Consider the following 20,905-nt stretch of genomic DNA (forward strand, 5'->3'; position numbering starts at 1 on the left):
CTTCTTTTATAGCTAAAAAATTATCAAATGGAATTAAATGCCAAACTGCCGGAAGGCCCGTTAGCCGAAAAGTGGAACAAGCAAAAGTTCAACCTTAAATTGGTTAACCCGGCCAATAAGCGAAAGTACCACGTAATTGTAGTAGGAACAGGCCTGGCCGGTGCTTCTGCCGCAGCATCGCTGGCCGAACTGGGTTACAACGTTACCGCTTTTTGTTTTCATGATAGTCCGCGCCGTGCGCACTCTATTGCAGCGCAAGGCGGTATTAATGCCGCAAAAAATTACCAGAATGACGGCGACAGTGTTTTTCGCTTGTTCTACGATACGATAAAAGGCGGCGATTACCGTTCCAGGGAAGAAAACGTTTACCGCTTGGCCGAAGTTTCGGTCAATATTATTGACCAGTGTGTGGCGCAAGGCGTTCCTTTTGCCCGCGAATATGGCGGTTTGCTGGATAACCGTTCTTTTGGCGGTGCACAGGTTTCCAGAACGTTTTATGCACGCGGACAAACTGGGCAACAGCTTCTTTTAGGGGCCTATTCTTCGTTAAACCGTCAGATTCATTTGGGCAAAGTAAAAATGTACACGCGTACTGAAATGCTGGATCTGGTGGTTGCCGATGGAAAAGCGCAAGGCATTGTTACCCGTAATTTAAGGACAGGCGCAATAGAAACCCATGCTGCCCATGCCGTTTTGTTGTGTACCGGCGGTTACAGCAACGTGTTTTATTTGTCAACAAACGCCATCGGTTCCAACGTTACGGCAGCTTGGCGGGCGCATAAACGCGGTGCTTATTTTGCCAATCCTTGCTTTACACAAATTCACCCAACTTGTATTCCGGTTTCCGGCGACCATCAGTCTAAATTAACCTTGATGTCTGAATCGTTGCGGAACGACGGACGTGTTTGGGCACCAAAAACCGTAGCCATAGCCGAAAGATTGCGCAAAGGCGAAATCAAGGTAACCGACATTAAAGAAGAAGACCGCGATTACTTCCTGGAACGCAAATACCCTTCTTTTGGTAATTTGGTTCCGCGCGATGTGGCTTCCAGGAATGCAAAAGAAGTATCGGACGAAGGCCGTGGCGTGGGCGCTTCAGGAAAAGCTGTTTTCCTGGATTTTGCCGAAGCGATCAGCCGTTTAGGCGAAGATACCGTTGCTGCAAAATACGGCAACTTGTTTGATATGTATTACCAGATCACCGACGAAAACCCGTACAAACAACCGATGCGGATTTACCCGGCCGTACATTACACCATGGGCGGCCTTTGGGTTGATTATAACTTAATGACCACGATTCCGGGTTGTTATGCTTTGGGTGAAGCCAATTTCTCCGATCACGGCGCAAACCGTTTGGGTGCTTCTGCTTTGATGCAGGGCTTGGCCGATGGTTATTTTGTAATTCCTTACACTTTGGGCGATTACCTGGCTACGATCGGCCCGAAAGCGGTTGATCCAAACCATCCTGCTTTTGCAAAAACCAAAAAAGATGTGGAAGTGCGTGTGGCCAAATTCTTGTCTATGAAAAAAGGCACAAAAACAGTAAACGAATACCACCGTGATTTAGGCCATATCATGTGGGAATATTGCGGCATGGCGCGTAACGAAGCCGGTTTGATCAAAGCAAAAGGATTGATCCAGGCGTTGAAAGTTGATTTCTGGAAAAACGCTTTGGTTATGGGCGAAAACGAAGAGATTAATTTTTCTTTGGAACGCGCCGGTCGTGTGGCTGATTTTATCGAATTGGGCGAACTGATGGTGGACGATGCTTTGATGCGCCGTGAATCATGCGGCGGCCACTTCCGCGAAGAATCTCAAACAGAAGAAGGCGAAGCAAAACGCGATGACGAAAACTTCTCTTTTGTGGCAGCCTGGGAATATACAGGAGAAAACCAACCCGAAAAGCTGAACAAGGAAGACTTGTATTTTGAAAACGTTAAATTAACACAAAGAAGCTATAAATAAGTAGCAGGTAGCAAGTATCGAGTAGCAAGACCACTTGCAATTACCTGATACCGGATACCTGATACCCAATACTTTAAATATGAGTAACGGAAATATGAACCTGACGCTGAAAGTTTGGCGCCAGAAAGATGCAAAAACGGCCGGCAAAATGGTTACCTATCCGGCAAATGATATATCTCCGGATATGTCCTTTTTGGAGATGCTGGATGTGGTGAACGAAAGTTTGATCCACAAAGGAGAAGACCCGATTTATTTTGACCATGATTGCCGCGAGGGAATTTGCGGGACCTGTTCTTTGTATATCAACGGCCGTCCGCATGGGCCAAAACAAGCCATCACTTCCTGCCAGTTGCACATGCGCAGTTTTTACGACGGGCAAACCATCACCATAGAACCTTGGCGGGCTGCGGCTTTTCCGGTGGTGAAGGATTTGGCGACAGATCGTTCTGCGTTTGACCGTATCCAACATGCCGGCGGTTACGTTTCTGTAAATACAGGTGGCGTACCGGATGCAAACGAAATAGCAATCCCTAAACCAATTGCTGATGAGGCTTTTAACTCTGCAACTTGCATCCAGTGTGGTGCTTGTGTAGCGGCTTGTAAAAATGCTTCGGCCATGCTGTTTGTATCGGCAAAAATTTCGCAATTGGCTTTGTTGCCGCAAGGCCAGCCGGAGCGTTACCAGCGAGTGCAAAATATGGTGGCGCAAATGGACGAAGAGGGTTTTGGCAACTGCACCAATACCGCAGCCTGCGAAGCAGAATGCCCCAAAAGCATCAAGCTGACCAACATTGCCCGGTTAAACGGGGATTTTTTAACTGCTAAAATCTTTAAATCTGACGAAGTTCACGCTTGAACAAGAATATTAAATGTCAACAAAAAGCTCTGTCAATTTTGGCGGGGCTTTTTGTTTGATATGGATTTTGTGCTTTCTTGCTAATGCTTCTTTTACCATCATAAAATTGGACAGATCAGTCAAAATGACAAACCCCAAACCCGAAAGCAGTTTTGTTATACTATTTTTATGCCGGTAAAAACAGTACGACAAACCTCAACAAACAAAATGCAGCTTGCTTTCAACCTGAAAAAAACAATTTTTTCCCTGCTATTTTTAAGCTTTTTATTGGCTTTTCAGAACAAAAGCTATGCAATTCAAAAAGCTGCTGTGGATACCATTTCGACTGCGGATGTTGATTTTTCTCCTTTGCCTGCCGATACTTCAACCCCAACAAAGGCAGCAGCACCGGTAAAAAAAGAAGTGGTTAAGCAAAAAGCCAAGGCCATCGAAGCAAAGCAAGAGCAGCAAAGTTTGTGGGCAATATTTTTAGCCGGTTTGCTGGGCGGGTTTGCGGCGTTGATTATGCCCTGCATTTTCCCGATGCTTCCTTTAACGGTTAGTTATTTTACCAAAACTGCGCAATCAAGAGGAAGCGCCATCACCAAAGCCTTAATTTACGGGCTTTCGATCATCGTTATTTATGTGGCTTTTGGTTTGGTTATCACCGTAATTTTTGGTGCTGATGCTTTGAACGACCTGGCCACAAACGGTGCTTTTAACCTCATATTTTTCCTGCTGCTGATTGTTTTTGCCGTATCTTTTTTTGGCGCTTTCGAAATCACCTTGCCATCGGCCTGGGCCAACAAAATGGACGAACAATCCGACAAAGGCGGCTGGCTCGGTCTGTTTTTTATGGCAGCCACGCTGGCTTTGGTTTCGTTCTCCTGCACCGGTCCGATTATCGGCACTTTGCTGGTTCAGGCGGCAACTTCCGGTGCTTTACTGGGGCCTGCAATCGGCATGTTTGGCTTTTCGTTAGCACTGGCCATCCCTTTTGCTTTGTTTGCCATGTTCCCTTCCTGGCTAAATTCACTGCCAAAATCCGGCGGCTGGTTAAACAGTGTAAAAGTGGTTTTAGGGTTTTTGGAACTGGCTTTAGCATTGAAATTCTTATCAAATGTAGATTTGGCGTATCATTGGGAATGGTTCGACCGCGAAATCTTTTTAGTTCTTTGGATCGTGATTTTTGGTTTGATGGGTTTATATCTCCTGGGAAAACTTAAATTTTCGCATGATTCGCCAGTTGAATATCTTTCTATTCCAAGATTGTTCCTCGCCATTATCGTGTTTGCTTTTACGGTTTATATGGTTCCCGGATTATGGGGCGCGCCTTTAAAATCCATTTCTGCATTTTTGCCGCCGCTGCAAACACAGGATTTTGATTTGTACACGCCAAGCCTCACTGCAAATAACCGTAATCAAAATACTTCAACCCAAAACAATAACGAAGCACCGCACAAATACGCCAATCTGTTTAAAGCGCCTTTGGGCTTAAACGCTTTTTTTGATTATGATGAAGCTTTGGCTTTCGCGAAGAAAAACCATAAACCGGTAATGATTGATTTTACCGGCCATGCCTGTGTAAACTGCCGTGAAATGGAAGCCAGTGTTTGGACGGACAAAAAGGTTTATGATCTGATCAGCAATGATTTTGTGCTGCTGCAATTGTATGTGGATGACAAAACCGATTTGCAGCCGGGCGAACAAACCGTAACGCCGCAAGGCAAAAAGATCAAAACAATTGGTAAAAAATGGAGCGAATTGCAGGCTTCTCGTTTCAAAGCCAACTCGCAGCCTTTTTATGTTTTGCTGGACGATGACGGAAATTTGTTGGTGCCGCCGCAAGGGGCAGATAAAAATGCAACACGTTACAGTCAGTTTTTGCAAAGCGGTTTAACGGCTTTCGGCAAAAAGTAGCTTGAATTTTAATTGGGTTTGAATTTTTTTGATTGAAGTTTAAGGCAATCTGATTAAAAGTATTTTTCAGATACTGTTTTTATGCCGGTAAAAACAGTATTCCATTAATTCCTTAAAAAATTGAAAACTATTGAGTTACAGTTATGTTAACATGCAACATAAACCCTTAAAATTATTAAATCATGAAAAATTCTGTCGAAGGCTTAGGCGTATTTCTGTTAGGAACAGCCGTTGGCGCTGCTTTAGGTATATTGTTTGCACCGGATGCAGGCGAAGAAACCCGCAGTACTTTGGTTGAAACCGCAGCCAACAGTTGGGATACGATCAAGGAAAAAGTAAAATCAGGCGAGGAACAACTGAACAATTATAAAAACCAGGCATCCACATACACAACTGAAGTTGTTGACCAGGTAAAATCAAAAGCGAAAGAAACAGCGGATGATTTAAAAAATTATAAAGACGAAGCGGTTGACCAGGTAAAATCAAAAGCGAAAGAAACAGCAGATGATTTAAAAGGTTATAAAGACGAAGTGGTTGACCAGGCCAAATCAAAAGTAAAAGAAAAGTCTAACGATCTGAACAACAACATCCAGCAGGCATAAAAATAAATCATTGTCTTTTATGGTCCCAAATAGCAGGGTTTTTTCTCCTGTTGTTTGGGATTTTTATTTTTATTGAACCTCAAAAGTTTGGCAGGCTGAACGGCAAATGATAATAGCCGCAATATTCAGGGGTGTTTAAATTTCTGGTCGTAAAAAAATTTAACATGCTTCTTTTATGCCTATAAATTTAGTGTCCGGCTGTTTTTATCGGTACAAAAAACTACAAAAGGCCAATGATTTTTATGCGGTAAAAGAAGCATCGAAATTGGGCCTGATAAAATTTAAGCAACTTAAAATCAACAGTAGCAATAATTATTTTTGAAACAGGTTCACGAAGAAAAAGGTTGCCGGGATAAAAGTTTGGCAGTAAGCGAGTTGCCATAATGGAATTGTTACACGAAAGGTTGTAAAGGAAAAGTGCCTTAACAGGGTTAAAAAACAAGAATCAGGGCAAATCACATCAATGTTACAGGTGTTTCAATAAACTATTGTGAAACTTTTTCGATTTTGTAACATCGTAAGGTTAAAACTGAAAATTACCCGGTTTATTATGAACAGCAAAAAATATATGAAACGAACATTACTCTGCATCATTATACTCCTGCTTGCTTCGGGCCTAACAAAAGCGCAAACCCTGCACGAAGTGCGTGGTGTAATACAAGACACGACCGGTGCTTCTTTGCCCGGCACCAGTATCAGATTGGTCTCGGGAACGGATACTTTGGCTACTGCCGCTAATGTGGACGGGGCTTTTGTTTTTCCGAAAGTAAAAGCAGCAGAGTTTAGCCTGACGATTGACCTGATCGGGTTTACGCCAATCAACAGGCATTATATCCACGATAAAAATGTTGCGAACATCAATATCGGTATTCTTAAGATGAAAGTTGCCGCTACGCAATTGAAAGGCGTAACCATTGTTGGAACAAACCCGATTAGGATTAAAGAAGACACGGTTGAATTTAATGCAGGTGCTTATAAAGTGAGGGAAAATGCACCAACAGAAGATATGATTAGAAAACTTCCCGGGGTAGATGTGGACAAAGACGGAAATATTACTGACCGTGGTAAATCCGTAACAAAAATCCGCATCAATGGCAAGGATTTTATGGGTGGAGATGTTAAATCGGTAACCAAAAACCTTCCTGCGGATGTGATTGAAAACATCCAAATGATTGATGATTATGGCGATCAGGCAAACCTGACGGGCGTAAAAACCGGAGAACCGGACCGTATCATGAATATCACAATCAGGAAAGATAGAAACGTGGGATATTCATTGCAGGCCACAGCGGGCGATGGGCGGGATGCATTGCCAGCTACCAATAGTGCAAGTGTAGATCCAAGTCCGACTAATCCTGCGGCAATAAATAATAATGAAAACCACAATCGTTATTTAGGGACAGTAAATTATTTTAGTTTTAAAGGCAACCGGCAAATTTCTGTTCTGGGTAATATCAATAATACAAACATCAACACTTTTACTTACGGTGGCGGCGGGCGTGGCGGCGGCGGCGGTTTTGGAGGAGGTGGCGGCGGCCGGGGAAATGCACTTAGGGGCGCAAGCACAACTACAAACCAAAACGGAATTACCGATGCCCATGCAATAGGTTTAAACTATCGGGATCAATGGGGCAAAAAGCTATCTGTGTACGGAAGCTATAGTTTTTCTGATAACCTGGGCAGCACAATTAGTAATAGTTATCAGCAAGGCATAAATGCCGGCGAAACAAATAGTGTGTTGCAAAACAGCACTCAAAGCACCCGTAACATCAACCACAGGCTTACCTGGAACATGGAATACAAGCCCGATACCATAAATTATTTTAAGTTTACACCAACCTATTCGTATGGTAGTGTAAGCACGAACGCAGATGGCAACTTTAGCAGTTTTCGTGAGGAGATAGCTAACGTTGCTTACCGGCAGTTTAGTACAGATATATCAAAATCGCCAAACATTGGGGCCACTTTGCTATACAATCATAAGTTTCCCGGACGGCGTAATTTAAGTATCAACTTAACAGCTAATTCTGCAAAAACAGATGAATCTGATAATCCTACCACACTTTATTCACCAGGTAGTCCGATGGCATCACCTAAATACCAATTAATCAACACCAACAGCAGAACCAACAGCTTTGGTACAAATGTTTCGTTTTTGCAACCGATAGGAAAGGTTTCTTACCTGGAGTTTAATTACAATTTAAATCATTCTTACACTACCAGCGATAAACGGACAGATACACTTAACGCAGCTAATCAGGATGTTTTTTATCAAAGGTTTAGTAATAATTACAATTACACGTTCACTACAAACAAAGTTGGGTTAAGTTATAGGGTGGTAGAAAGTAAATACAATTTCACGGTAGGTTTAGGCTTACAACCAGCAGTTTTAGACGGCTATTCTCCGACAACCAATCAAACTACACATGTTTCAACGCTTAATTTTGCGCCGGTAGCCCATTTTAATTATAATTTTTCCCGAACTCAGGCAATTAACCTTAATTATAACGGATCAAGCAATCAACCAAACTTCAATTACTTACAGCCGGTAATTGATTTTTCTAACGCATTATATCCGGTGCAGGGAAACCCAAACCTGATACCTGAATTTAATAACAATGTTAATTTGAGGTATAACCGCTTTAGTTTTGCTACCGGAGATATATTGTTTACTAATTTGAGCTTTAACCAAACCAGCAATAAAATTGTAGCCAATTCTATCCAGTATCCAAAAATAGATCCGTTAAACCCAACTTTGGCAGGTACTTATCTAACTAAATATCAAAATGCAGACGGATATTATAGTTCTTCAATTTTTGGGGCATATTCTAAACCCTGGGCAAAACGTAAGTACACTTTAACATTTAATGCAAATGCAAATTATACAAACAATATCGGTTATAGCAGCAGGGTTACCTATGATGCGGTTTCAAATACTGAAACATTAAATACAGAAAGAAACGTGGCAAAATCTTTGGTTGTTACGCCTGGTGTAAGGTTTAGAACAGATATAACAGATATTATTGATGCAGAACTAAATTCCAGCTACAGCATTAATACAATTAATAACTCCATCATTTCTTCTACCTTTCAAAACACAGTGGCCAGAACGCTTTCGCTTGGTTTGAACGGTAAAAATTATCTTTGGAAAAATTACACCGTAAGCTATGATTACACTAAACTTGTTTACAGTGGTTATAACGGTGTATCGCAAAAAAACCCTAATATTTTAAATGCTTATGTTGAGCGTCGTTTCTTAAAAGCAAATGCTGCAACTATCCGGATTGCAGCGTATGATTTATTTAACCAAAATACGGGTTACACTTTTACCCCAAATAATGGGGCTGCAGGTTATACCGTATCTAACGTAAACAGGTTAGGCCGTTATTATTTATTAAGCTTTAGCCTGAGGTTACAAAAATTTGCAGGCAAGGCACCTTCAAACCCGGATGATTTTAGGGGCGGCGGCGAAAGGCGGGGCGGCGGCGGATTTGGCGGCGGCCGTCCGCAATAGACTAAAAAAGTATTGATAAAAAGAGCATCTGATTATTATGGATGCTTTTTTTATAGGCGTAAAATTACGTTTGCTGCTGCTCAAACTTATTGTGCCGAAAGTAGTTGATTGATGAGAACGATCAAAAACCCTCGCCCCAATATTATGAAAGCCGAATGGAACAACCAGGTTATTGCCGAAAGCGATGCTACAATTGTAGTTGAAAACAACCATTATTTCCCGCAGGAAAGTGTAAAAAAAGAATTTTTAAAGCCGTCGTCCACGCATTCAACCTGCCCGTGGAAAGGTTTGGCCTCGTATTATTATTTGGATGTTGACGGAAAGCAAAACCCGGATGCGGCCTGGTTTTATCCGGAACCAAAGGATGCGGCCAAACAAATCAAAAATTACGTAGCCTTTTGGAAAGGTGTAAAAGTTGCCCAATAAACACAATTAATGAAAACTTACGATGCCATAATTATCGGTTCTGGCCAGGCAGGCACGCCGCTGGCCAAAAAACTGGCCAAAGCAGGCAAAAAAACAGCGATTATTGAGAAACGGTTTGTTGGAGGAACGTGCGTAAACGATGGCTGTACGCCAACAAAAACGTTGATTGCTTCGGCCAGGATGGCTTATATGGCCACCCGAAAAGATTTGGGCGTGGAGATTAAAGATTATAAAATTGATTTCCCGGCCATCATGCAACGCAAAGAAAACATCGTTTTGAAATCCAGGAACGGCGGACAAAAAGGTTTGGAAGAAACCGAAAACCTGGGCCTTATTTTTGGCGATGCTTCTTTTACCGGCATAAAAACAGTATCAATCAATTTAAATGATGGCGGCGAAGAAGAATTAACAGCCGGACTAATTTTTATTGATACCGGCGCCAAAACCACCATCCCCGAAATTGATGGCATAAAAACAGTACCGTATCTTACTTCAACCACCATTTTGGATTTAAAAGAATTGCCGGAAAGCCTGATCATCATCGGCGGCAATTATATCGGGTTGGAATTTGGGCAGATGTTTTCCCGCTTCGGTTCAAAAATAACAATTCTGGAAAAAGGCAAAAGGATTATGTCTAAGGAAGATGAAGACGTAAGCGAAACGGTAACACAGTTTTTAACCGAAGAAGGCATCACCATAATCAGCGATGCAGAAATCAGCAAAGCGGAAAAATCCCCCGAAGAAAAAATCACGGTAACTATAAAAAAAGACGGCCAGCAGCAACAAGTTACCGCTTCTCATTTGCTGATTGCTGCCGGACGTTCGCCTCAAACCAAAACCCTCAACTTAGACAAAACCGGTGTTGAGGTTGACGAAAAAGGCTACATCAAAGTAAACGACAAATTAGAAACCACGGCCGAAGGAATTTATGCTATGGGCGATGTAAAACCCGGCCCGGCGTTTACGCATATCGCTTACAACGATCATTTGGTGGTGCTGAAAAACCTGTTGGAAAATGCCAATGTTTCTATCAAAGGGCGCCCGGTTCCGTATTGCATGTTTACCGACCCCCAATTGGGCCGCATCGGTTTATCCGAAGACGAAGCCCGAAAGCAAGGTTTGGATATTAAAGTGGCAAAATTGGCAATGAGTCATGTAGCACGCGCGGTTGAAACCGATGAAACCAAAGGCTTTATGAAAGCAGTGGTTGATGCTAAAACGGACCAGGTTTTGGGTGCAACGGTTTTAGGTTACGAAGGCGGTGAAGTAATGTCGGTTCTTCAAATGGCGATGCAGGGAAAAATAACCGCACATCAACTGCGTGAAAACATTTTTGCGCATCCAACGCTATCAGAATCAATCAATAATTTGTTTATGACGATAGAAGAAGCGTAAATTGCTTTTATGATTGTAGCCGAACACCTGCGCAAAGATTTTGGTAAAACTGCTGCGGTTGACGATATTTCTTTCGAGGTGAAAGAAGGCGAAACGCTGGTACTTTTAGGCACAAGCGGCTGCGGAAAAACAACCACGCTGAAAATGATCAACCGGCTGACGGAACCTTCGGGCGGACGGATCAGCGTAAATGGAAAAGATGTTTTAGAACAAAACCCCGACGAGTTGCGGCGAGGAATCGGTTATGTGTTGCAGAACAACGGCTTGTTTCCGCATTATTCTGTGGCCGAGAATATGGCGATCGTTCCGAAATTATTGAAATGGGACCAACAGAAAATCTCCCAAAGAACTAAAACTTTGCTGGAAAAACTGCATCTTCCCGAAAAATATTTAGCCTTATATCCAAACGAATTAAGTGGCGGCCAGCAGCAACGCGTTGGCTTGGCGCGCGCTTTAATGGCCGATCCGCCGGTATTGTTGATGGACGAAGCTTTTGGCGCTTTGGATCCGATTACGCGTTCGGCAATCCGCAAAGAGTTTAAACAGTTGGACGAGTTTAAGCGGAAAACCATCGTGATGGTTACGCATGATGTGCAGGAAGCTTTTGAAATGGCCGACCGGATTTGCCTGATGGATGCCGGAAAAATCAAACAAATTGGCACGCCTGCCGAACTGCTTTTTAATCCTGCCGATGCTTTTGTCGCTTCTTTTTTGGATGACCAGCGTTTTCAGTTGGAGTTGAAAGCCGTTTCGTTAAATGACCTTTGGGAACGTCATGCTTCTTTTACCGGCATAAAATCAGTGCCTTTTGTTTCTTCGGAAAGCAGTGTTTGGGAAACAGTTTCTATCATTCAAAAAAATAATTTAAAGCAAATCAGCATTCATCAACCCAAAACCGATAGCTGGAAACAAACCAGTTTAAAAGAATTAATGGATGCTTTTTTTACCCTGCAAAAATCAGCATGAACAACCAGCAGCAAAGTTTATGGCAATTTATGCGGCAGGAACACGAAAAATTGTTGCAGCAAACCATCGAACATTTGGGCCTGACGTTTACGTCGTTGTTGCTCGCCATCTTAATCGGTTTGCCGCTGGGGATTTGGATTGCGCGTAAAAAACAATTTGCCGGCAGCGTTCTGGGTTTTGCCGGTGTGCTGCAAACTATTCCAAGCATTGCGCTGCTGGGTTTTATGATCCCGCTGTTGGGCATCGGCCCAAAACCAGCTATTGTTGCACTGTTTTTATACGCGCTGCTGCCCATCATCCGCAATACGTTTACCGGCATCAGCGAAGTAAATGCCACGGTAAAAGAAGCAGCGCGCGGCATGGGCATGAGCAGTTGGCAAATATTGTTCAAGGTAGAATTGCCACTGGCGATGCCGGTTTTGCTGGCCGGAATACGCACGGCAACCGTGATCAATGTTGGCGTGGCCACGTTAGCGGCTTTCATCGCGGCCGGTGGTTTGGGCGAATTTATTTTCGGCGGCATTTCCCTCAACAACACCAACATGATTTTGGCTGGTGCCATTCCGGCAGCTTTGCTGGCCATAATTTTAGATTTTTTGCTCTCGCGGATACAAAACCTCAGCTTTAAAAAAATCAAGGTTTTTTTGTGGCTGCTGCCGGTTGCCATGCTTCTTTTATCGTCCTTTTATTTTATTCCGAATTTGGGAAAAGGCAAATTGCTGGCCGGTTTTACGCCCGAATTTATGGGCAGAAGAGATGGTGATTTAGGTTTACGTGAAATCTATGGCTTAAAAATCAAAACCGTTGTCATCAGCGATGCCGTAATGTATAAAGCGGCTTTTGAAAAGCATTTGGATGTGATCAGCGGTTACAGTACAGACGGTCGGTTAAAAGCTTTCGATTTAACGATTTTGGAAGACAACAAGCACATTTTTCCGCCTTATTATTGTGCGCCGGTAGTTCGGAAAGATGCCTTGCAAAAATTCCCGGAACTGGAAAAAACGTTAAATTTATTGTCGGGAACGATCAACGATTCCATCATGACGGATTTAAACTACAAAGTGGATTACCTCAAGCAATCGCCCGAAAAAGTAGCACACGATTTTTTGGTGAAACAGCAACTTTTTCGCCCTTCCCGGAACGGAAAAAACGGGACGGTGCGCATTGGCTCCAAAATTTTTGGTGAACAATATATTTTAGCAGCGATGTATGCCGATCTGATCCAAGGCTACACCAATTATGCCGTTGCCACAAAAACCGGTTTAGGCGGAACGAAGATTTGTTTTGATGCTTTGACCAACAACCAGATTGATTTTTATCCCGAATACACCGGCACTGGTTTGCTCGTGATCTTGCAGCCTCCGCAAAAAACCACCGATTCCATTAGCGGCAGCAAACCCAAAGTATATAATTTTGTTAAAAAGATGTTTGAACAGCAATATGCGCTGGAATGGCTGAAACCGATTGGTTTTAACAACGCTTACGCTTTAATGATGCGCAGTAAACAAGCGCGCGGACTTCATATCAAAACAATTTCCGATCTAAAAAAATACCTGCAAAAAGAGTAGCATGAATTTATTACAAGCCTACGAAACCGTCCGCCAGCGGTCAAAACAAATCTGTGCGCCGCTGCAAACCGAAGATTACGTGGTGCAGCCGATACCGGATGTGAGTCCGCCAAAATGGCATTTAGGGCATACCACCTGGTTTTTTGAAACCTTTGTCCTCAAACCCAATGTTGTTGGCTACCAGGAATTTAACCCGGATTATAACTACGTTTTCAATAGTTATTACGAAACGGTTGGCGCACGTGTCATCCGGACCAACCGTGGTAATTTGAGCCGGCCAACCGTTCAGGAAGTTTACGCCTACCGGGATTATGTGGACGAGGCGATGGAAAAGCTGCTTTCTTGTCCTGTTTCCCCGGAACTGCAGGAATTGCTGACCTTGGGTTTTTACCACGAAGAGCAGCACCAGGAATTGTTGTGGACGGATATCAAATACATTTTGGGCCACAACCCTTTGTTTCCGGCGTATGCCGAGCAATATCCGCAGGGAGAGAACTTTGACGGCGATACTGTTTTTATCCCTATAAAATCAGGCTTGTACCAGATTGGGCACAAAGGCGACGGTTTTTATTTTGATAACGAACTGGGCCGGCATACCGTTTTTTTGCATGATTTTGAGATCAGTAACACATTGGTGAGCAATGAGGAATACCTGGAATTTATCAACGATGGCGGTTATCAAAACTTCCGTTTCTGGCACGCAGAAGGCTGGGACTGGGTAAAAAACAACGAAATCAAAGCACTGCTTTACTGGCACCAGATGGATGGCGAATGGTTCAATTATACGTTAGGCGGATTAAAACCCGTAAAACCGGAAGAACCGGTTTGCCACGTCAGTTTTTATGAAGCCGCTGCTTTTGCCGCCTGGAAAGGGTTTCGTTTGCCAACCGAATTTGAGTGGGAAGTTGCTGCCAAACAATTAAATTGGGGCAGCCGCTGGGAGTGGACCAACAGTGCCTACTTGCCTTATCCCGGTTTTATTACCGCGCCCGGTGCCATCGGCGAGTACAACGGCAAGTTTATGGTGAACCAGATGGTGCTACGCGGCGCTTCTGTTGTTACTTCGCCAAACCACAGCCGTAAAACCTATCGTAATTTTTTTCAAACCAATGCGCGCTGGCAATACACCGGCATCCGCTTGGCCAAATAATTTTATCCCGATGAACCCTGATACTTTTACCCAATCTGTTCCTGAACCATTTCCTGCCGAAACAAAAACACAAAGCTCTTTTTACCGAGATGTGCTTGCCGGTTTAACCGCTTCCCCCAAAAAGCTGCAATCCAAATATTTCTACGATGCGGCGGGCGATAAACTGTTCCAGGAAATTATGAACTGCCCGGAATATTACCTCACCAACTGCGAAATGGAGATATTTTCGGAACAGACCGCAGTTTTGGCACAAACTTTAACTAATCGTTTTGAGGCTTTCGATTTGATTGAGCTGGGTGCAGGCGATGCCACAAAATCAATTTACCTGCTGCAGTATTTGCTGGAGCAAAAGGTTGATTTTACGTATTTGCCGATTGATATTTCTTCCAATGTAATCGGGCAATTGGGGCAAAACCTGCCGCAAAAACTGCCGGGCCTGCACATGCGCGGTTTAAACGGCGACTATTTTGATATGCTAAAAGAAGCATCGCAGCTTTCATTGCGCCCAAAAGTGGTGTTGTTTATGGGATCCAACATCGGAAATATGCCGGTAAAAGAAGCACAGGAATTTTGCCAGGCAATGCGCCATCAACTATCACCTAACGACTTACTGATTATCGGTTTTGATCTCAAAAAAAACCCGAAAACGATTTTGGCTGCTTATAACGATGCGGCTGGAATCACTAAAAACTTCAACCTCAATTTATTAAAACGGATAAACCGCGAACTGGAAGCCGATTTTGATTTGAATCAGTTTGACCATTATCCAACTTACAATCCCGAGACCGGTGCCTGCAAAAGTTATTTGGTCAGCTTAAAAAAGCAACAAGTGAAGTTGGGCGAACATTTGATTGCGTTTGAAGAAAACGAACTGATTGACATGGAAGTTTCGCAAAAATACAACCTGCAGGAAACGGACGCGCTGGCAAAGCAAGCTGGTTTTGAACCTATTGCGCATTTTTTTGATGGTAAAAAGTGGTTTGTGGATGCGCTTTGGGAGTGTGTTTAGAAGGAATAGTAAGCTTTGACTTTTAGAGCCTGTTTAAATTTATACAAGTAAAAATGGCAATGCTTCTTTTACCGTATAAAAATTGGTGTTTGCATCAATTTAAATAAATCAAGAACTTGATGTTTACTGTTTTTTAAGGGGATAAAAGAAGTATGGAAAAATTCGACAAAATTTAAACAGGCTCTTAATGTTTGAATAAATGTATTTTAGAAATTAAATAGAACTTTATTACAATTTGGTATAGAACGTTAAATACAAATCAGCACAAAGATGATTTCTTCACCATTGATTCAACGTATTAATCACGTCGCACCACTTTCCAAAGAACTGGAAGAATGTATTGTTGCCAGCTTAAAAGAAGAAGAATTTTGCAAGCGTGATTTATTGTTGAAAGAAGGACAAATAGCCAGGCAGATTTACTTTATTCAAAAAGGTTTTTGCCGGGCTTTTTATTCGAAAGAGGATAAAGAATACACCACTTGGTTTATGGGCGAAGGCGATATTATGATTTCCGTTTATAGTTTTTTTACCCAGCGGCCTTCCGTAGAAAGCATCGAAGTTTTGCAAGACGCAACTTTCCTTTCCATGTCATGGCAGCAATTGCAAAAAATCTACCATGATTTCCCTGAGTTTAACCTTTTTGGCCGGATCATCACCGAGCAATACTATATTAAGAGTGAAGAGCGAGCCATTGCTTTACGCACTTTATCTGCCAAAGACCGGTATGAAAATTTATTAAAAACTTACCCCAACATTCTTCAAAAAGCATCTTTAGGACAAATTGCATCACATTTAGGCATGAATCTGGAAACTTTAAGCAGAATTAGGGCAAAAGTTGTTTTTTGACTTTTGTCAAAATTATTGTGATTTCTTTTCTGTCATTTTAAATCAAATTAATTAAAAGACATTATGAAAAAAAATTACATCTCCCTGCGGCATATCATAGCCCTTGTGCTTTTGCTTGCCGCCTTTACTATTAATAGCTGTCGAAAAGAATCAACCCAAACAGACCCAACAGCTTCTGAAGATGCCAAACTAATTGCAGATGCCAAAACTTACTTTGAAAGCAGTGGCCTGAAAACAGGTTCGGTAAAAGCCAATGCGTTAAATGCTTATAAAACACCTATCCAATTATTGACCAAAACCATAAATTGGGATTCTGCCTATACCCAAACCATCTCTACAGGTAAAATAGTTGTGCTGCCGGTACATTATAAAGAAAACAGTTATATGAAGGTGGGCGTAAACGAATTGCCTTTAAGCTCGTTGACACGTCTGTTTATTTACAAAAACAAAAAAGGGGTTATGTGCACAGAAGTGGTAACGCGTATACCTGATACCACTTGCCTTAACAACAGGGGCAGGGACAGGCCTTTTTCGGGCATAATCAATGTTTGGGACTGGCATGGTAATTTCATTAAGGGCTACAGTATCAAGAATGGCACCGAAAAACACTTGGGCGCACCCGATTATACAGCCAACAGTAGCAGCCCACTTAAAGCAATGAATCTTAAAACGGATGCCTATGACGAAATATGCGTTACGGAACCATATGGGGTTTGTGTTTCCGTAGATGGAGGGCTAACATGGTACTGCCATGATCAGGGATATTATCTGCAATGCACAATCAGTTGGATAGACTTTGGCGATGGTACTGGTAGCGGGCCTACCGGGGTAGATTATAGTGGCGGCGGAGGTGGCAGTGTTGGCAGCTCAAGCCCTACTCTTTCATCTACTGATATTGCAAATTCTACCTATGTTAATGATGGAAAGCCTACAATTGATCCAGTTAAATATTTCAATTGTTTTAATGATGGGAAAACCGCAAGCCAGTATAAAATGACTTTATATGTTAATCAACCATCACCGGGAACTAATGCCCCATATGCGATTGCTACTTACGCACAAGGACATTGGGAATTACCAGATGGAAAATGGTTTGATGTAGGGCATACGTTCGTAGGATTTGAAAAAATAAATACCGACGGAACATCTGTTACACAAGTTATGGGCTTTTATCCTGGAGGAAATGGTATTTATTCTAAAGGAGTTATAAAAGATGATAGCAATCATCCATATGACGTTAGCTATACCTCTTCGGTAAATGCATCACAATTTAATGCGGCTTTACAACTTGTAGTTGATAACGGTAATTTAGCTCAATATCAACTTTCTGTAAATTCGATTCTTGGAATAAACGAATATAATTGTACGGATGCCGCCATACATTGGATGTGGCAAGCAAACGTCAATGTACCAAATGGGGCACCAAATGGATCATTAAATACATCGCCTGGTCAATACGGGCAAGACTTACTTTCAATGCCAGGAGTTAGTACTACCTCTTCTCAAGCACCAAGCAGTCATGGAGCCTGTAATTAAAACTAATATGTTATGAAAGCTTTACTTTTATTATTGATATTATTATCTTTTATTATTGCTATACCAACCAATCTCGGTTGGTGGGGGTTGTTTAGCAGCGAATTTTTAGCACCAATGTCGATGATTAAGGCCGGGTCGATTAGTGCCGAAAGGCTGTTAGCTTGGATAATATTGATAATATCACACTTGTCGGTCTTAAGTTTGATTTTTTTAACCAAAAAGCCATTTTTTTTCACTACGCTATTTTGCTTCCCTGTAGTATTTATTTTTATTTTTATATTATTTGATTTCTTGTCGGCATTTTTTTTAGTACCCTTTATTATTATATGGATCATCGCACTTATTAAACAATGGATTAAAAGTAAAAAGGCAGGTTTGACATTAAAAGTAACAGAATGAAAGGATTGCTTTTTTTGATGATCGTATTTTCGTTCTTCTCCAATTTTACTGTTAATGAGTTTGGCTGGATGGTCGTTTACAAAATGGAGTTCCCCAATCTAACAGATTTCATCAAATCCGATTATTATGACTTTTCGATATTTATCATCTGGGCTTTGCTTTTAGTAGCACATGCTATTACAATAAGTTTGCTGTTTTTAACCCGTAAAAAGCACTTTCCGGAGTTGTTGTTTTGTGCACCGTTACTATATATCATCTTTTTTGTGTTCTTCAATTTGCTGGCAATTCCCTTGTTGTTCCCTTTTATCTTGATTTGGCTTGCTGCTTTATTATACCAAAAAACAAAAACAAAAAAAATCAAAATTAAAATCAAAACCGAAATCCTGCTTCTTGCCATGTTTTTAGGCTTCCTTTTTGCTGCATTTCCGATAGCCGAGTCATTGCCTCAGTTTAGGAAGGATTTGTCTAATGCTTTTATGACAATAAAAAACGGAAGCAACAGATCGTCGGCCATTTTGTGGCTATTGCTTATCGCATCCAATGGGGCATTAATCAGCATAGCCTTTTTCAGGAAAAAGAAATATTTTAACAAGCTCTTAATATGGATACCGGCATTTTTTATAGCCATATTTATAGTATATAATTACTCCGCTTTCTTTTTCCTGATTCCCTTCATTGGCATCTGGGTTACAGCCTTAATTGAAGAAAGGCAACATATAGCTTATTAAAACAAGTTTGTTTTAACGAAGTTTTTAAAGTAAAGCCTTTTTCTATGAAACCCAACCCAACTTCCCGCCGCGATTTTCTCCGTCACCTTTCGCTTGGTGCAGGCGCTTTAACTTTAGGTTCGGCGCTTGCATCGTTTGATGAGCTTCTTTTAGCAGATAAAAAATTGGGTATTGCTTTGGTGGGATTAGGAAATTATGCAGGCGGACAATTGGCTCCGGCTTTGCAGCAAACCAAAAATTGTTACTTGGCCGGGATCGTAACCGGAACGCCGGAAAAAGCCAAAACCTGGTCGGCAAAGTACAACATCCCGCAGAAAAATATTTACAACTACCAAAACTTTGATTCTATCGCCCAAAACCCGGACATTGATATTGTTTACGTCGTGCTGCCGGTTTCGATGCACAAAGAATATACCATCCGCGCAGCAAAAGCCGGAAAACATGTGATCTGCGAAAAACCAATGGCGCTAAACGCAGCAGATTGCCGGGAAATGATTATGGCTTGTAAACAGGCAAACCGGATGCTTTCGATTGGTTACCGCCTGCATTTTGAACCGCATAACCTGGAAGTGATGCGCTTAGGCCAAAAGCAAGTTTTAGGAAAAGTAACGCAGTTAGAAACAGCCAATGGTTTTACTTGGGGAGGGCCGCCAACATGGCGGCTAAAAAAAGCAATGTCTGGCGGCGGCGGATTAATGGATATGGGGATTTATGCGATACAAGGCGCACGATATACTTTGGGACAAGAGCCAATCGCTGTAAAAGCAACCCAGGAAAAAACAAAACCGGAATTGTTTAAAGACGTGGACGAAACCGTTTTTTGGGAACTGGAATTTCCGGGAGGCTTGGTAACGAAGGGAAAATCAAGCTATAACAACAACTGGGGCTATTTAAAAGCAAAAACAGAAAAAGGCTTTTTTGAACTGGAACCGGCTTATGGTTACGGCGGTATTGACGGCAGAACCTCAAACGGGCCGATGAACATTCCGAATGTTATCCAGCAGGCTTTGCAAATGGACGATTTTGCAAATTGTGTCATCACCAAAAAACCAACACGCGTTCCTGGTGAAGAAGGCTTAAAAGATATGTTGGTTGTTGATGCAATTTACCGAAGCCTGGATTCGGGCAAACGCGAAAAGATTGGTTAAATTAATTTGCTTCTTTTATCGCCCATTTTTTTAAGGCAGAATCTTTTTGTGTTTGATTTAACTTGTAATTGTACTGGTACAATGCACTTTCCCAATCGCCGTAAGCGGGATTGGGAAATACAATAAATTTTTTTCCAAATTCTGCTGCTTGTTGTTGTGTGTTTTGCATACGCTCGTCATAGTTTTTATGCTCAAACAAAGTAGAAAAATCGCTTAAATTATCGCCCAAAAGCATAATTACTTCATGGTTTTGCAGCACTTGCAGCCGCCGCGTTTCTTTGCTTGACGAGGCTTCTTTTAGCAGCAAATGTTTAATATCAGCATTTGGCAGGGCGTATTTTTGCAGGTTTTTTAAAGTTCCCGGCAGCTCGTCTTTATCACGATTGGTAATGTAAAATATTTCAACACCTTTTTTGGCCGCGTATTTTAAGAAAGACGGCGCCCCTGCAATCGTGTCTGCTGCTGCTTTTGCCGTCCAGACTTTCCAGGTTTTTAGGTCGAAATCCTTTCCTTCCAAAGCTTCGCTCATATCATGCGGACTATTATCTAAAACGGTTTCATCAATATCCGTAACAATAGCTTTTGGTTTTGTTGTTGGTTGCAATAAAGCCTGGTCTAAACGTAAACGCGCAAAATTATAAGCCTGGAAACACAAAGCTTTGTATTCTGCCGCACGCTGCATCCAAAGGTTGGCCATTACTTTGCCACCAATGGCAGGTGCAACAACAACCGGAATGCCTGTTCTGGCTGTAGAAACAACGCTTTTTTTAGAAGAGCAAGCGCAAAACGCCGAAACCAGCAACAGCGATACAACAATTTTTTTCATTTTTTTCAGAAGTAAAACTACGGTAAACTTAAAGCCTGTTTAAATTTATTCGAGAAAAAGCACTAATGCTTC

General features: G+C 42.0%; 17 protein-coding genes. 15 read left to right on the forward strand and 2 right to left on the reverse strand.

Annotation, left to right across the window (positions count from 1 at the left end):
- The first annotated feature begins 27 nt into the window (after window positions 1-27).
- The 13 genes from V5804_RS17025 (at window position 28) to V5804_RS17085 (ending at window position 17,732) form a co-directional block, all read left to right on the forward strand.
- Window positions 28-1,965, forward strand: a complete 1,938-nt coding sequence (locus V5804_RS17025) for a fumarate reductase/succinate dehydrogenase flavoprotein subunit (RefSeq protein WP_369592612.1) — start codon at window positions 28-30, stop codon at window positions 1,963-1,965.
- 79 nt (window positions 1,966-2,044) lie between these two features.
- Window positions 2,045-2,821: a succinate dehydrogenase/fumarate reductase iron-sulfur subunit gene (locus V5804_RS17030; RefSeq protein WP_369592613.1), complete on the forward strand. Its 777-nt coding sequence runs from the start codon at window positions 2,045-2,047 to the stop codon at window positions 2,819-2,821.
- A 207-nt stretch (window positions 2,822-3,028) separates the two neighbouring features.
- Window positions 3,029-4,720, forward strand: coding sequence for a protein-disulfide reductase DsbD family protein (locus V5804_RS17035; protein ID WP_369592614.1), 1,692 nt, complete (start codon window positions 3,029-3,031; stop codon window positions 4,718-4,720).
- A gap of 182 nt (window positions 4,721-4,902) precedes the next feature.
- Window positions 4,903-5,322 (forward strand): YtxH domain-containing protein, encoded by a 420-nt coding sequence (locus V5804_RS17040; RefSeq protein ID WP_369592615.1) that lies wholly within the window; start codon window positions 4,903-4,905, stop codon window positions 5,320-5,322.
- Window positions 5,323-5,890: 568 nt separating this feature from the next.
- On the forward strand, window positions 5,891-8,836 hold the full coding sequence (locus tag V5804_RS17045; RefSeq protein ID WP_369592616.1) for a TonB-dependent receptor: 2,946 nt from the start codon (window positions 5,891-5,893) through the stop codon (window positions 8,834-8,836).
- A gap of 111 nt (window positions 8,837-8,947) precedes the next feature.
- Window positions 8,948-9,262, forward strand: a complete 315-nt coding sequence (locus V5804_RS17050) for a DUF427 domain-containing protein (RefSeq protein WP_369592617.1) — start codon at window positions 8,948-8,950, stop codon at window positions 9,260-9,262.
- 9 nt (window positions 9,263-9,271) lie between these two features.
- Window positions 9,272-10,657, forward strand: a complete 1,386-nt coding sequence (locus tag V5804_RS17055; protein WP_369592618.1) for a mercuric reductase — start codon at window positions 9,272-9,274, stop codon at window positions 10,655-10,657.
- Window positions 10,658-10,666: 9 nt separating this feature from the next.
- A complete protein-coding gene (locus V5804_RS17060; protein WP_369592619.1) occupies window positions 10,667-11,623 on the forward strand; it encodes an ABC transporter ATP-binding protein in 957 nt (318 codons plus the stop codon).
- Window positions 11,620-13,191 (forward strand): ABC transporter permease/substrate-binding protein, encoded by a 1,572-nt coding sequence (locus V5804_RS17065; RefSeq protein WP_369592620.1) that lies wholly within the window; start codon window positions 11,620-11,622, stop codon window positions 13,189-13,191. Before V5804_RS17060 ends, V5804_RS17065 begins: the two co-directional genes overlap by 4 nt.
- A gap of 1 nt (window position 13,192) precedes the next feature.
- Window positions 13,193-14,341 (forward strand): ergothioneine biosynthesis protein EgtB, encoded by a 1,149-nt coding sequence (gene egtB / locus V5804_RS17070; RefSeq protein ID WP_369592621.1) that lies wholly within the window; start codon window positions 13,193-13,195, stop codon window positions 14,339-14,341.
- Window positions 14,301-15,350 carry an L-histidine N(alpha)-methyltransferase gene (gene egtD, locus V5804_RS17075; protein ID WP_369592622.1) on the forward strand — a complete coding sequence of 350 codons (1,050 nt, stop codon included), beginning with the start codon at window positions 14,301-14,303 and terminating at the stop codon, window positions 15,348-15,350. Before egtB ends, egtD begins: the two co-directional genes overlap by 41 nt.
- A 270-nt stretch (window positions 15,351-15,620) precedes the next feature.
- Entirely contained in the window at window positions 15,621-16,196 is a 576-nt protein-coding gene (locus V5804_RS17080; protein WP_369592623.1) for a Crp/Fnr family transcriptional regulator, read from the forward strand.
- A gap of 63 nt (window positions 16,197-16,259) precedes the next feature.
- The gene (locus V5804_RS17085) at window positions 16,260-17,732 is read left to right on the forward strand and encodes a hypothetical protein (protein ID WP_369592624.1); all 1,473 of its coding nucleotides are present in this window, start codon (window positions 16,260-16,262) and stop codon (window positions 17,730-17,732) included.
- A 2-nt stretch (window positions 17,733-17,734) separates the two neighbouring features.
- Here V5804_RS17085 and V5804_RS17090 read toward each other — a convergent pair whose 3' ends face one another.
- Window positions 17,735-18,067, reverse strand: a complete 333-nt coding sequence (locus V5804_RS17090) for a hypothetical protein (RefSeq protein WP_369592625.1) — start codon at window positions 18,065-18,067, stop codon at window positions 17,735-17,737.
- A 219-nt stretch (window positions 18,068-18,286) separates the two neighbouring features.
- Here V5804_RS17090 and V5804_RS17095 point away from each other — a divergent pair, with 219 nt between their 5' ends.
- The gene (locus V5804_RS17095) at window positions 18,287-18,859 is read left to right on the forward strand and encodes a hypothetical protein (RefSeq protein WP_369592626.1); all 573 of its coding nucleotides are present in this window, start codon (window positions 18,287-18,289) and stop codon (window positions 18,857-18,859) included.
- A gap of 44 nt (window positions 18,860-18,903) precedes the next feature.
- Window positions 18,904-20,007 carry a Gfo/Idh/MocA family oxidoreductase gene (locus V5804_RS17100; protein WP_369592627.1) on the forward strand — a complete coding sequence of 368 codons (1,104 nt, stop codon included), beginning with the start codon at window positions 18,904-18,906 and terminating at the stop codon, window positions 20,005-20,007.
- A 1-nt stretch (window position 20,008) separates the two neighbouring features.
- Here the strand turns inward: V5804_RS17100 and V5804_RS17105 are convergent, their stop codons facing one another.
- Complete coding sequence (locus V5804_RS17105; RefSeq protein ID WP_369592628.1) at window positions 20,009-20,833, reverse strand: 5'-nucleotidase, lipoprotein e(P4) family; 825 nt, start codon at window positions 20,831-20,833, stop codon at window positions 20,009-20,011.
- Window positions 20,834-20,905 lie beyond the last annotated feature (72 nt).

Origin of the sequence: Mucilaginibacter sp., assembly GCF_041088075.1 — a bacterium.
GTDB lineage: Bacteria > Bacteroidota > Bacteroidia > Sphingobacteriales > Sphingobacteriaceae > Mucilaginibacter_A.